Origin of the sequence: Adhaeribacter terrigena (genome assembly GCF_016623615.1) — a bacterium.
Taxonomy (GTDB): domain Bacteria; phylum Bacteroidota; class Bacteroidia; order Cytophagales; family Hymenobacteraceae; genus Adhaeribacter_A; species Adhaeribacter_A terrigena.
The window spans coordinates 142832-156441 of record NZ_JAEHFX010000002.1; the positions used below are offsets into that span (position 1 = coordinate 142832).

Below are 13610 nucleotides of genomic sequence, written 5' to 3' on the forward strand. Positions count from 1 at the left end.
GGGCCGGGGTGGGGTAACCAATTTATCTTGAAAATACTGCAGCTTTGTCCCAGAATTCCGTACCCGCCCCACGATGGAGGCGCCATTGCTATGTACGACGTTACCAGCAATCTGCACGCGGAAGGGCACGAAGTAACAGTGCTGGCCATCAACACGCCCAAGCATTTTCAGCCGGCTAAAGTGCTGGAAGATAAAGCGCGCGTGATTGCCATTCCCGTGAACACCGATCTTTCCAAACGCAAAGCTTTTCTGAATCTGTTCAAGGCGGTTCCTTACAACATCGAGCGGTTTATTTCCCAGGATGTTGAGCGTGCGTTAACCGAGCTTTTGCAAAAGAAAACTTTCGATATCATTCAGGTGGAAGGCTTGTTTATGGCGTATTACGTAGACCTGCTGAAGCAACTGTGCCAGGCGCCGGTAATCATGCGGTCGCACAACGTGGAGTACCTGATCTGGGAAAGGCTTGCTGCGAACGAACAAAATCCGCTGAAGAAAATTTACCTCAAGTACCTGGCTACCGGGATCAGAAACTTCGAAAAAACTTACCTCAATAAGTTCGACGCCATTGCCGCAATTACCGAGGAAGACAAAACACGGATGCGCGAACTGGGCTGCACCGTTCCCATCGAATTTATTCCGGCAGGCGTGGAAATTACGCGCTTTAAAAATGATCCGGAAATAAAAGCCAAACCGCAGAGTTTGTTCATAATCAGTTCGTTAAATTGGTTGCCGAACCTGGAAGGCATCGACTGGTTTCTGGAAAACGTCTGGAAAACGGTAGCCAAAACGCTGCCAAAACTCGAGCTGCACCTGGCCGGAAAATCTCCGCCCAAGCATTTGCTGGAACTGAATCTGCCCAACGTTTTTGTGCATGGTTTTGTACCTTCCGCTTCGGAATTCATGCAGCAGTACGACCTCATGCTGGTGCCCTTATTAAGCGGTGGCGGTATGCGCATTAAAATTATTGAAGGCATGGCGTTGGGAAAATGCATACTCACTACGCCGGTGGGTGCCGAAGGTATTTTCTGCGAAAACGGGAAAGATATTCTGATCTCGGAAAAACCGGAAGCCTGGGTAAAATACATTACTGATTATTACGAAGGGAATTTACCGGTAAAAACGGTAGGGGAAAACGCCCAAAAACTGGCCACGCAGGTGTACGACAACAAACGCATCATCCGGAAATTCCTGAAACTTTACGAAGAGCACCGGCCATGATCCTGATCGAACTAGTTTTCTGGGTTTCGGTTTTGCTGGTGCTGCATTCCTATGCGTTTTTTCCGCTGCTTTTAAAGTGGCTGGCGGCCGGTAAAAAACCGAATCAGCTGGTTTATTCCAACCCGGAAGAATTTCCGGAAGTGGCCATTTTGCTGGCTGCTTACAACGAGGCCGCGGTTATAGAAGAAAAGATCCGAAGCACGTTCCGTACCACGTATCCGCGCCATAAAATTTCGCTTTACATCGGCTCCGATAATTCCACCGATGAAACCAATGCCATTGTGGATAGTCTGAAAATGGAGTTCCCGGAAATAAAATTTTTTCCGTTTGCGGCCCGTACCGGTAAGATCGGCATCATCAACAAACTCGCGCAAAAAGCCCTGGCACCCGTGCTCATCTTTACCGACGCCAACGTTTTTTTCGATAAGCACACTATTTTTCAGCTCGTAAAGCATTTTAAAAATCCGGAAATTGGCCTGGTGGGCGGCAATATTCTGAACGAAGAGGTGAAAAGCGAAGGCATTTCAGTACAGGAAAAAGCCTATCTGCAGCGCGAAAACCTGATTAAATACCAGGAAGGTGTACTATGGGGCACCATGATCGGGGCTTTTGGCGGTTGTTTTGCCATGCGTCGCCGCAACTTCGTGCCTACGCCCGGAAACTTTATTGTAGATGATTTTTACCTGTCAATGAAAGTGCTGGAGCAGGGGCAGAAAGCGATAAACGAACTGGAGGCGGTAAGCTACGAAGACGTTTCGAACCAACTGAGCGAAGAATTCCGCCGGAAAGTGCGCATTTCTACCGGCAATTTTCAGAACCTGCACACCTTCCGGCATTTGCTCTGGCCGCCGTTTTCCGGACTGGCTTTTTCCTTCCTTTCGCACAAAGTGATCCGCTGGTACACGCCATTTTTGCTGCTCCTGATTTTTTTCAGCAATTTTGCACTGCTTTCCGAAGGCTGGCTTTATAAACTGACCTTGGCGGGGCAAATATTACTTCCGGCAACTATCCTGCTGGATTGGTTGTTGAAAAAAATGAATATCCACGTCCGGTTGTTCCGGTTTATTACGCACTTCTACAGCATGAATCTGGCCCTTTTGCTGGGTTGGAACCGCTACCGAAAAGGCGTAAAAACCAGCGTCTGGACCCCAACAAAACGTAATCAATAAAAACATGCTCAATACCATAGAAGAAGCCATTGAAGATATTAAAGCCGGGAAGGTAGTTATTGTAGTAGACGACGATGACCGCGAAAACGAAGGCGATTTTGTGTGTGCAGCCCGTTCGGTAACCCCGGAAATTATCAACTTTATGGCTACCCACGGTCGCGGTTTAATTTGCGCACCGCTGGTTGAAGAACGCTGTGAAGAACTCGGTCTGGAACTGATGGTTGGCCGCAATACCGCTTTGCATGCCACGCCTTTCACAGTTTCTATCGACCTGATCGGCCACGGTTGCACCACAGGAATCTCAGCTTCCGACCGCGCCAAAACCATTCAGGCCCTGGTAGATCCGAACACTGATCCGGAAAGCTTAGGAAAACCGGGTCATATTTTCCCGCTCAGAGCCAAAAAAGAAGGCGTTTTGCGCCGGGCCGGTCATACTGAAGCGGCCATTGACCTGGCGCGTCTGGCAGGTTTTGAACCGGCTGGCGTGCTGGTAGAAATTATGAACGAAGACGGTACCATGGCGCGCCTCCCGGACCTGGAAAAAGTAGCCGAACGCTTCAACCTGAAACTGATCTCGATCAAAGACCTGATCCAGTACCGTTTGCAGCAGGAAAGCCTGATAAACCTGGAAATTGCCGTGCAGATGCCAACCGAACACGGCAACTTCGATCTGTATGCTTTCACCCAGAAAAATAACGGCGTAAAGCACCTGGCCCTGGTAAAAGGCACCTGGGAAACCGATGAGCCGGTAATGGTGCGCGTGCATTCGAGCTGTGTAACCGGCGATATTTTTGGTTCCTGCCGTTGCGATTGCGGCCCGCAGCTGCATAAAGCCATGAAAATGATCGAAAAAGAAGGCAAAGGCGTTATTGTTTACATGAACCAGGAAGGCCGCGGAATTGGTCTTTTAAACAAACTGAAAGCCTACAAATTGCAGGAACAGGGCCGCGATACCGTGGAAGCAAACCTGGAACTGGGCTTTGGGATGGACGAACGCGATTACGGCGTGGGTGCGCAGATTCTGCGGGAGCTGAACGTAAGCAAAATGCGCCTGATCACCAATAACCCGAAAAAGCGTACCGGTCTGGTAGGTTACGGCCTGGAAATTGTAGAAACCCTGCCCATAGAAATTGCGGCCAACGAACACAATAAAGCCTATTTAACCACCAAACGCGATAAACTAGGGCACACCATTCTGAAAGATTAATTTAAGGTAACATTCAATAATTTTATACCTGAAAACTATAGCGTTTTCAGGTATTTTTTTTTTAACTTGAGGTACACCTAAGCAGCCGAACGTAAAATGAAACACCGCTACCAGACTTTTGCCTTGCTTTTAGTTACCGTTTTTTTGAGTGCTTTTAGTATGAAGGCAATGGCGCAAAGGCCTATTCCGTTTGAGATGAAGTGGAGAAATGGAGTTGTAATTTTAAATAATGGCGACACTATACAAGGCCAAACTAGTATTTCCTTTCCCAACGATGTTGTAAGAGTTTTGAAGACTGACGGCACTGTAGAAACTATTATGCCTGCTGAAGTGCAAATGTTGGAAGTTGTTGAGCCTTTTGGCAAAACTGGAGATATTTTGAAAAGTAGGAGAGTATATAAACAATTTAACTGGAACAGAGATAATGATTATAGTGCTTTCAAAGCACCGGCTTTGTTTATTGTAGTTGAATCCGGTAAATACGGGCTTTTAGCACGGGAAGAAAAACAAGCGCAGGAAAGAATAGGTGGAAATTTAATTTATATGGCTGGAGCCCATATAACAGAGCAGGCTATAATTGAAAAATTCTATATTCGAACACCTGACCAGCAAGTGAAATTATTGCGGGATCAGAAAGACGATTTTGTAGAATTATTTCCTGAAAGGAAGAAATTAATTTTGAATTACGCCCGAAATAATAATCTGAGCTTTAAAAAAGTTGATGACCTGGCAAAAATTGTAGCATATTGTAATTCGCTCTGATTTTAAAAATTATTCTGAAATGCTGATCTTTTTGAACGTTAAAGTTTAAAATCAACTTCTTGCGCAGAAAGTATTAGTGCAAACCAGTAAGGATTTATCGTTTTTTCGTTCTTAATAAGATTTTCAGAATTACTATGCAACGCAAATTTTCAAATTTCTATAAAACCCTTTTCATACTTTTTGCGGCGTTTTGCCTACCGTTTTTGGGTATTGCACAGCAAAATCAATTCGAACTTTCGTGGCGCACCGGCACCTTGGTTTTAACTTCCGGCGATACCATTCGGGGGCCGATCACGCTTACCTTGCCCAACGATATTGTGCGCATTACGCAAGCCGATGGCGGAGTGAGTACCTTTACGGCCGTAAATGTGAAAGGCTTTGCCGTGGAAGGTGAACAGGAAACAAGCCGGTTCTTCCAGCGCCGGAGAAACAGTCCGCTCGATTTTAAGCGCGAGTACCGGAGCCTGATGTGGAATCACGACAAAGATTACAGCAATTTTAAATCGCCGGCATTTTTTGTGGTGCTGCAATCCGGCCCCAAAACGCTGCTGATGCGCGAGACGCTGGAACGGCGGGTAGATAATTTTTCGCCTTATGCCAACTACCCGGGATCGCGGCAGGCAGTAGAAACACGGGTAGAGAAATTTTACCTGCTCACGGCCGATGATCGCATTATTCCGTTGCGTAGCCCGAAAAAGGATCTGCCGGCTGCTTACCCGAAAAAAGAAAAGCAAATTGCCGCCTTCGCCAAAAGCAACAAACTGGAATTTAACGATCCTATTGAACTAAGCCGCATTGTAGCGTACGCCAATAGTTTGCCTTAACCGTAAAAGATTTTCCTTTAAATTAGGTCTTCCGCTTCAGGCTGACGGGATGTTTCCGGAAGCTCTTCGCTGGCTTTCAGGGCCCGTTCAAAAAGGATCAGGTTTTCTTTCCGGCCGAATACGTAAAGCAGATCGCCGGCAAGTATGAAGGTATTATGATCTACCTCTTCTATTAAGGTTTCCTGCCGTTTTATGGCCAGAATAGTAATGCCGTAACGCGCCCGCAAATCCGATTCCTGGAGGGTGCGGCCAACGATTTGCTTGTTTTCCGGGAACGTTTTCAGGGCAGCCGTGGTCATGCCGGTAAGGTGGAGGGAAGAAACAGATGGCAAAAACTCTGTTGTTTGCAATGAACGCATCATGCTGTAGTTACCCGACCGGATGCGGTCTATAAAATTCATGATCTCGTCGCGCGGCACCAGGTATTTATCGAGTACACGGGTAAAAATTTCGATGGAGGTTTCCAGTTCTTCGGGAATTACCTCGTCGGCGCCCATCCGGTAATTCTCTGCCATTTCTGTTACAAAGGAAGTGCGCGCAATAATATGCACGGTGCTGCTCAGACTCCGGATATTGGCTACGGTTTGTTTGGTGGCTTTGGCGTCGGAAATGGCCACTACTGCGATCCGCGCCTGCTGAATGCCTAAATGGTTCAGAATAATAGGATGCACTGCGTCGCCGTAGAAAATGGGTTCGCCTTTGCTGCGTTCGCGCCGCACGGTTTCAGAATTCAGTTCCAGAATATTGTACGGAATTCCCACTTGCCGGGCCACGCGCGCAATATGCCTGCCGGTAAGCCCGTAGCCGATGATCACAATATGGTCGTTATATTCATCGGCCATGCGGGTTTGTTTTTCGGCCCGCACCCAGCCTTTGGGCAAATGGCGGAGCACCCAGGTGGCAAAAGGGTTGGCCTGCGAAATTACAAAGGGCGTAAAAGCCATGGTAAGGACCGAAACGGAAAGAAAATACTGGTAGCTCAGGTTATTCATCAGGCCGTTTTCAAGCCCCACTTTCGATAAAATAAAGGCAAATTCGCCTACCTGGAAAAGTGCAAAACCAACCAGAATGGCGGTACGGGTAGGGAAACCCAGCACAAAAGAAGCAATGCCGCCCATAAAACTATTTACCACAAACGTGAGCAAGGTAAAGAACAGCACCCAGCCAATATGTTCGGTAAGGAATTGAACATCGAGCAGCATGCCGATGGAAACAAAGAAAAAGCTGCTGAAGACTTCGCGGAACGGTATGATGTTGCTGGTAGCCTGGTGGCTGTATTCCGATTCGGAAATGATGAGGCCGGCCAGGAAAGCCCCCAGCGAAAGCGAAAGGCCCATGCTGGAAGTAAGACCGGCTACGGCCAGGCAAATTACAATGGTGCTGAGCAGGAAAAGCTCTTTGCTGCGGGTTTTGGTGATCTGGAAAAGCAGTTTCGGTACTACGTACCGGGCGGAAACATAAACAATTGCCACGATCAGCAAGCCTTTTAGTACCAGAAAGATGACCGAGAAAAGGATGTTTTCTGATTTGCCGGCCATGAGCGGTGTAACCAGCATCATGGGTACCACAATAATATCCTGGAAAATAAGAATGGCCAGGATCATCCGGCCATGCGGACTGTTTATTTCACGCCGGTCCTGCAGAATTTTGAGTACGATGGCCGTGCTGCTGAGCGAAAATAAAAAGCCCAGAAACAAAGATTCGGAAGTGGAAAAACCGAGAACATGCCCGATCAGGTTCACGGCCAGAATGGTAGCAAAAACCTGGATCGCACCCCCGATCAGCACATATTTCTTTATGGCCATTAATTCTTTCAGCGAGAACTCGAGGCCAATAATGAAGAGCAGCAGAATAACGCCGATCTCCGAAAGCATTTCTACTTCGTGCGAAGCTTTTACCAGGTTCAGGCCCGACGGACCGGCAATTAAACCGGTTATGAGCAGGCCCAGGATGGTCGGCAAGCGCAATTTCTGAAAGATCAGAATTACGAACACCGCCAAACCCAGCATGATGATGATATCGGCAAGTAAAGGGATTTCCATTAAACAGGCTAAACGGTTGGAGCCGTACCGGGTTTGGAGAACACAGGGCTTTCACCAGTTTTTCACCATAAAACCATACCGTTTTTGCAGCGTACCTGCCTGCCGGTTACTACAGAAAAAGCCGGGAAAGTTTTGCAAAAAGGAAATAAACTGAACGCGGGTTTTAAATCTGAAATTGAGGTTTAAAGGTCGCGGCTTTTGAGAAGGAGGTAGGCAAAAACGGTAAGCAAAACGATATAAAAAACAGCCGGAAAAATAGCTTGTTGCGGCGGCAATGCAGTAGTAGTAATGCCCACCGCCGAATCGATGATAGATTGCGTGGGGTTGGGAGCAAGGCTGTTCAGCACTTTGCCCGGAAAATACTGGTTTATAGAATCATCAATTTTAAACCGGATAATCCATTCCACAAAGAAATACAGCAGGAACGCAATAATAGCCAGGCCGTTCTTCTTCACCAGAAACGCTACGAACATGGCCAGCACCATATACCCTAAGGTCTGCACAAAGTAGTACACCAGGTACATCATATTGCCGGTTATCTGCTGCGCGGAAGCATTCTCCGTAGCCGAAAGCCCGAAACCCAAGCCCAGCGAAGCAACCACCAGTGTTGCAAAAAACGCTATGGAAAGCAGCACCAAAAGTTTGGAAGCAATCACATCGGTCCGGAAATAGCCATCTATGATCTGCTGCCTTAACGTCCGGAAACCGTATTCGTCGGTTATGAGAATGATGACCAGGATGCCGAGTAACAAATTAAAGTAACTGGCAATGTAAGTGAGGCGCTGCCAGATATCGGGAAAATTGTAGAGTGTTGGTCCGGCGGTTTGCCCGTTTATGGTAATGCTGGCTGCAGAGCGCACGATGAGGAAAAGCAAACCCGTAAAGATTCCCAGAATTACCCAAAAGGTACGGTACGGCAATATTTTCCGGTATTCGGTGCGGAGGAGCGTAAGCATAGTTTTTCGGCTGTTAGGTTAAGAGCCGGAAGTTCGGAAAAAAATGCTTAGCGGCAATACCTTTTCAGGTAACCATCGGCTTTTTCCAGTCCCAGTTCTTTCGCTTTCCGCCAGTCGGCGCAGGCGCCCGGTGCATCTACCACAATACGTTTCAGAACGCCGCGGTTAAAATAGGCTTCGGCCAGGGTATTGTCGAGTTCCAGCGCCCGGTTATAATCGTTGAGCGCCGGCCGGTATTCTTTATTCTTGAATTTGATGTTTGCCCGGTTCAGGTAAGGCGCCGCATAACCCGGATCTGCCTCGATGGCTTTGTTGTAATCGGCCAGGGCTCCACGCGTATTGCGCATGCGCAGTTTGCACAAACCGCGGTTGTTGTAAGCAGCTTCGTAGTTGGGCTTCAGTTCAATGGCTTTGTTGTAATCGGGCAGGGCTTTTTTATATTCCTTGTTTTTGGTGTGTATATCGGCGCGGGTTTTATAGGTTTCGGCATCGGCCGCATTATACATTTCCGCGGAATTCAGATCGGAAAGGGCGCCTTCCAGGTCGTTCAGTTCAAATTTGAGCATGCCGCGTTTACGGTACAGATCGCCGTCGTCGCGTTTCAGTTTTATGGCCCGGTCGAATTGCGCCATCGCGCCTTCCGGATCGTTGGCTTCCAGTTTGGCTTCGCCTTTTTCTTCGTGCACTTTAGAACGGACCCGGGCGCAGCCGGCCAACTGGAGGGAAATGAGAACTAATAAAAGTAATTTTTTCATGCGTAAGGAATAGCTCCTTTGGTTTGGGCTATTTACCTTAAAACGCGGGATTTGGTTGTTTTATTTGGAAGGAGGAATTGTTGAATTAAAGAATGAGTGAATGAGAGAATTATGAGATGCACAAAAATGCTAGGGTTTTCAGCCTGAAAAGCCATTCAATTACTCAAAAATACTCTCATTCAAGCATTCACTTATTCTCTTATTCAATCTATTTATTAACGATCTCCAGGAACTGGCTTTCGAGACTTTTCTTGCGCACTACCAACTGACTGGCTATGATGTTGTTTTCGAAAAGAGAACGGTTCACATCGGCGCTGGAAAAACCTTGTTTCAGGGTAAGTTTCAGCCATTCGCGTTCCGGAATAATGTTTTCTACAAACGGTAGGGTTTTGAGCAAGGAAAGTGCATTTTCAGTCTGCGCCACGGAAACCAAAACCTGATCCTGCTGCGCCAGAATTTCGGAAACCGGACCGGCGGCTTTTAGAATTCCTTTCTGCAAAACGGCAACGTGCGTGCACACTTTTTCCACTTCGTCGAGTAAATGGCTGGCAATGATGATCGTTTTTCCTTCCGAAGCAATTTTCCGGATCAGTTCGCGCACATCGGCAATTCCCTGCGGGTCGAGGCCGTTTGTCGGTTCATCCAGCACCAACACTTCCGGATTTCCGAGCAAGGAAGCCGCCAACGCCAAACGCTGTTTCATACCCAGCGAAAAACTTTTGAACGGCGAATTCCGGCGCTGTAGCAAACCGGTTACGTCCAGCACTTTTTCAATTTCGGCGTGGTCGGCTTTTTTAATATCGGCCACGATCTGCAGGTTTTTATACGCCGACAGATACGGGTAGAAATTAGGCGTTTCCAGAATGGCCCCAATGCGGCGTTTGCTGGCACCGGAATACGGCTGACTAAACCACTGAAAACTGCCGGATGAAGCATTCAACACATCGAGCACGATGCCGAGCGTGGTGGTTTTACCGCTGCCGTTGGGACCCAGCAAGCCGTAAATGCTGCCTTGCGGCACTGAAAAACTGACGTTCTGCAGTGCCGCTACCGAACCGTAATTTTTCGATAAACCCTGAATTTCTAAAACGTTTGCCAAGTGAGTTTGTGTTTTTTGCTAAAGATAGTTTTTCTGTTCAAAACGCTACCGTTTTTGGGTGGAAAAGTGAGTAATAAAAGGAGAAGTTTATTTTGTCATCCCGAGCGAAGCCGAGGGAACTAACACATACCGAACCCACACGAAAACTAATCTCAGATTAAAGCGATAGGAATTTATCGCTCAGTTGCTCAAAATTCCATAGAAGTACCCAGTAGTTTCTTCGACAAGCTCAGAATGACGCAATAATTTCTTTAACTTAATGGTTTTGATGATTATTTTCCTTCTCTAATTCATCATATGGGATACATCTTGATTCTGTCCATATATATTTACCGCCGCCTTCTGCACATGCGTACATTAGGATTACCTTTGGGATTAAATAATAAGCACCTATACCTAAAGTCAATAGAATAAAAAGGGCAACAAGTAGTTTCTTTTTCATTTCACTTTCTTGTCCAAAACGCTATCGTTTTCCACCTAAAAGCTGCCGCAATTCCACCGCATTTTCCACCCGAACCACCGGATAACGATTGTGCGTGTTTTCGTAATGTTCGGAGCGCTGGTAAATGAAATCGAGTTGGGCGTAGGCGTCGTTTTTGAGTTCCGGTTTTTCGGCGATCGCTTTTTCCAGCTCAGCTTTCAGTTGCGGGTCGCGTTGCAATAATTCGGCGGCGGTATCTTCAAAAATGTAGGGCGAAAAATATTCCTTGCGGCCTAAAATGCTGTCGAAGAAATTCCAGGCGAAAAACGAATCGGAAGCTTGTGGTTCAAGCGTTTCCAGAATGTAGCGGATATTCTGCTGATCGGTGAAAACCACATAATCGCCTTCGTAAAACGGCCAGTTTTGGTCTGCAGTGCGCACCTGCACGTTGTAGTTCAGGTAATGCCCTTCAAACGGACGTTTCAGGTTTTCGTAGCCGGTTATGTAATAGGTTTTTACCGCCAGAACCCTATCGTTTTTCAGTTGCTGGATTTGTATGCCGTTGCGTTTCAGGCGATCAATTACTTCGGGCCAGGCCTGCGGAATGATGTAAGCTTCAGGTTTGGAAACCGTTACGTTCGGCTCGTAAGTGTTGAAATACTGGATCTTGTGTTCGAAAGGCTGGTTGCGGTCGTAATACAAACGGTCTGACCCGGAAACTTCGCTTTTTTTGTGGCCGGCTTTAAAACCCAGAAACGGGATCTGCTCCGACTTTTGCTCGTTCAGTTTCCAGGTTAGCGGGAATTGCTTTTGTTTTAGCGTTTCTGCCCAGGCTTGCGCGCGCAGTTTGCCGATTTTTTCGGCGTCGCGGTTCACCATTTTAATGTAGATCTCCAGCAGTTTGTAGGTGCTTTCCAAGCGTTGCTTGAACGGCTTGAGCATGTGCGTTTCCGGCATAAACCCGATGGTGTTGAACAGTGCCGCATAACCCGTGCTGTACCTTGGGCTTTCCAGAAAATCAACGATGCCGCTTTCCGGCGTTTCATCTTTTGAGTTCACGTACGGGATCATCGGGAAGCCGGATTTTTGCATTTCGGCGTATAATTCGGGCAGCATTTCGGTGTGCATGTAATTGCCCAAAACCGGTTGCAGTTTGTCTTTCTGGGTGGCAATTAAGGTCATCACGTACTGGTAATCGGCACCGTTGCTGGTGTGCGTTTCCACAAAAATATCGGGCTGCCATTCCTGAAAAATCTCCTGAAAAGCCTTCGCGTTGCCCGATTCGGTTTTGATGTAATCGCGGTTCAGATCCAGGTTTCTGGCGTTGCCCCGGAAGCCGTAACTTTCCGGCCCCAGCTGGTTGGCGCGCGTGCCGGAATTGCGGTTCAGCATGCCATCAATATTATAAACCGGCGTTACAATAATGACTAAATTCTGCAAATGTTGCTTCCATTCGGGCTTTTGCAGCAGGTCGCGCACAAGCATCATGCTCGCATCAATGCCTTCGGGTTCGCCGGGGTGAATGCCGTTCTGAATAAATAAAATGCGCTTGTTCTGCTTCCGGATCTTCTCCGGTTCAAACACTTTTTCCGGCGACAAAATAACCAAATGCAGCGGTTTGCCCACGTCGGTTTTGCCGTATTCGCGCAGCTTTATTTCGGAGAATTCCTTGTCGAGTTTTTTATAATAGTCAATGCATTCGGCATAGGTTGCGGTCTGGTTGCCGTTGCCTTTTTCATACGGGGTTTTCAGGTCAGTTTTTTTAGTAGCTTCGGCCATAAACGGTAGGGAAATGCAGGTGAAAAGTAAAAGCAGTTGCCATTTCATGGCCGGAATTTACGAAAAAACGGTAGGGTTTTGGGTGGAAAAAGTCAGGAAAGAAAAAACCTTCCAGGTCTCTGAAACCTGGAAGGTTTGGATCGTCAGTTTTAAGGTTACCGCAACGGTTCCCCAGGAAAATATTTCGCATCTAAACTGATCCTGCCGGGGCCAATGAAATACAAACAGAAAAACAAAATGCCCAGTTCTACGGCGTGCGAATACCCTTTAAAACCATCGCCGGCCACGCCGTGTTTCATCGCGGCCACGATCATGGTGATGGTAAGCAGGAAATTAACCGGCCGGGAAAATAAACCTAATATCATAAGCGCGCCGCCCACCAATTCGGCAAAAGCCGCCATAAAACCCCAGAAAGCCGGCATAAAATCAATGCCAAACGTTTGCATCGAACCGCCCAAAGCCGTCCATTTTTCCAGGCCGCCGGTCATTTTGGGCAAGCCGTGCAGCATGAACATCACGCCAATGCCAATTCTTAAGATCAGTAACCCGAAATCGCGGGCAGGGTAGGAGTTGCGGAGGAGTTTCATAAATAACTGTAAATAAACAGGTTAAAAGCGGAAGCCTACTTTGTAGCCAATCTGCGGCGAAACGTTCCAGGATTTATGCCTGGCCGTAAAAGGCTCACGGTCCGGATAGCCGCCCGGGCCATAATAACGCAGATCGCGGTAGGTTTTGTGTTCAGCAATTACCCGTTTATGCCGGATACCAAGCCCGCAGTAAAAATCCATTACTAACGCGTTGTTGTTAGGTAACCGGAAAATGGTAAGCGGATAACCCATCAGCACTTTAAATCCATTCACGTGCATTCGCATCGACATTTCCGATTCGAAGTTTTCTTCGCTGTAGTAATCCATGTTGGAAACCTGCAGGAACTGATCATTGAAAAACCAATAGCGGTAAAATATATTGCCGGAAAGGTACGCGCCCGGAATTCCGGGAAAATTACATTTGAGACCCAGCTGCGCCAAAATTCCCGTGAAATATGGTATCCGGAAACCATAATCGTAGTAATGACCAAGACTTATACTTCCCATCGAAAGATCGAACTCCTGGTTATGTTTGGTCGGGTGTTTATAACCAACCGTTCCTTCTACCGCTATGCCAGTTTCGGTGTGTTTTTCGTAGCTAAGCTGAAGCTCCCGCTGCGTTAACTGCCCGATATTTACCCACACGAAATGGCGCTTTGGCTTTAACGCAAAAGTAGTGTCAGCATCGGCGTTCCCCGACTTTTCAGGCCCAAAAGCATAGCATTTTTCAATGCTGCCAAGCAGTAAAACCACAAGTAAAAGTTTCTTCATAGTCAGCCGGTTAAGGTACT

Annotated in this window: 13 protein-coding genes; 5 read left to right on the forward strand and 8 right to left on the reverse strand. The window is 47.3% G+C overall.

Annotated features, from left to right (window positions below; genetic code table 11):
* The first annotated feature begins 27 nt into the window (after positions 1-27).
* The 5 genes from I5M27_RS04670 to I5M27_RS04690 all read left to right on the forward strand — a co-directional run bounded on the left by I5M27_RS04670 (position 28) and on the right by I5M27_RS04690 (position 5180).
* Positions 28-1218 carry a glycosyltransferase family 4 protein gene (locus I5M27_RS04670; protein ID WP_200504999.1) on the forward strand — a complete coding sequence of 397 codons (1191 nt, stop codon included), beginning with the start codon at positions 28-30 and terminating at the stop codon, positions 1216-1218.
* A complete protein-coding gene (locus I5M27_RS04675; protein WP_200505001.1) occupies positions 1215-2387 on the forward strand; it encodes a glycosyltransferase in 1173 nt (390 codons plus the stop codon). Before I5M27_RS04670 ends, I5M27_RS04675 begins: the two co-directional genes overlap by 4 nt.
* A gap of 4 nt (positions 2388-2391) precedes the next feature.
* On the forward strand, positions 2392-3594 hold the full coding sequence (locus tag I5M27_RS04680; protein ID WP_234462399.1) for a bifunctional 3,4-dihydroxy-2-butanone-4-phosphate synthase/GTP cyclohydrolase II: 1203 nt from the start codon (positions 2392-2394) through the stop codon (positions 3592-3594).
* Positions 3595-3690: 96 nt separating this feature from the next.
* On the forward strand, positions 3691-4356 hold the full coding sequence (locus I5M27_RS04685; protein ID WP_200505002.1) for a hypothetical protein: 666 nt from the start codon (positions 3691-3693) through the stop codon (positions 4354-4356).
* A gap of 134 nt (positions 4357-4490) precedes the next feature.
* Entirely contained in the window at positions 4491-5180 is a 690-nt protein-coding gene (locus I5M27_RS04690; protein WP_200505004.1) for a hypothetical protein, read from the forward strand.
* Positions 5181-5197: 17 nt separating this feature from the next.
* On the opposite strand, the gene I5M27_RS04695 is transcribed toward I5M27_RS04690, so the two are convergent.
* From I5M27_RS04695 to I5M27_RS04730, 8 genes are all read right to left on the reverse strand, one after another.
* On the reverse strand, positions 5198-7222 hold the full coding sequence (locus I5M27_RS04695; RefSeq protein WP_200505010.1) for a cation:proton antiporter domain-containing protein: 2025 nt from the start codon (positions 7220-7222) through the stop codon (positions 5198-5200).
* Positions 7223-7404: 182 nt separating this feature from the next.
* Complete coding sequence (locus tag I5M27_RS04700) at positions 7405-8178, reverse strand: ABC transporter permease (RefSeq protein WP_200505012.1); 774 nt, start codon at positions 8176-8178, stop codon at positions 7405-7407.
* A gap of 47 nt (positions 8179-8225) precedes the next feature.
* A complete protein-coding gene (locus tag I5M27_RS04705; protein WP_200505014.1) occupies positions 8226-8933 on the reverse strand; it encodes a tetratricopeptide repeat protein in 708 nt (235 codons plus the stop codon).
* 208 nt (positions 8934-9141) lie between these two features.
* Positions 9142-10032: an ABC transporter ATP-binding protein gene (locus I5M27_RS04710; RefSeq protein ID WP_200505016.1), complete on the reverse strand. Its 891-nt coding sequence runs from the start codon at positions 10030-10032 to the stop codon at positions 9142-9144.
* 256 nt (positions 10033-10288) lie between these two features.
* The gene (locus I5M27_RS04715) at positions 10289-10474 is read right to left on the reverse strand and encodes a hypothetical protein (protein WP_200505017.1); all 186 of its coding nucleotides are present in this window, start codon (positions 10472-10474) and stop codon (positions 10289-10291) included.
* A 21-nt stretch (positions 10475-10495) separates the two neighbouring features.
* Positions 10496-12280, reverse strand: coding sequence for a M14 family metallopeptidase (locus I5M27_RS04720; RefSeq protein ID WP_200505019.1), 1785 nt, complete (start codon positions 12278-12280; stop codon positions 10496-10498).
* Positions 12281-12387: 107 nt separating this feature from the next.
* Positions 12388-12819: a DoxX family protein gene (locus I5M27_RS04725; RefSeq protein ID WP_200505021.1), complete on the reverse strand. Its 432-nt coding sequence runs from the start codon at positions 12817-12819 to the stop codon at positions 12388-12390.
* Between the two features lie 21 nt (positions 12820-12840).
* A complete protein-coding gene (locus I5M27_RS04730; protein ID WP_200505022.1) occupies positions 12841-13590 on the reverse strand; it encodes a hypothetical protein in 750 nt (249 codons plus the stop codon).
* Positions 13591-13610: the final 20 nt, after the last annotated feature.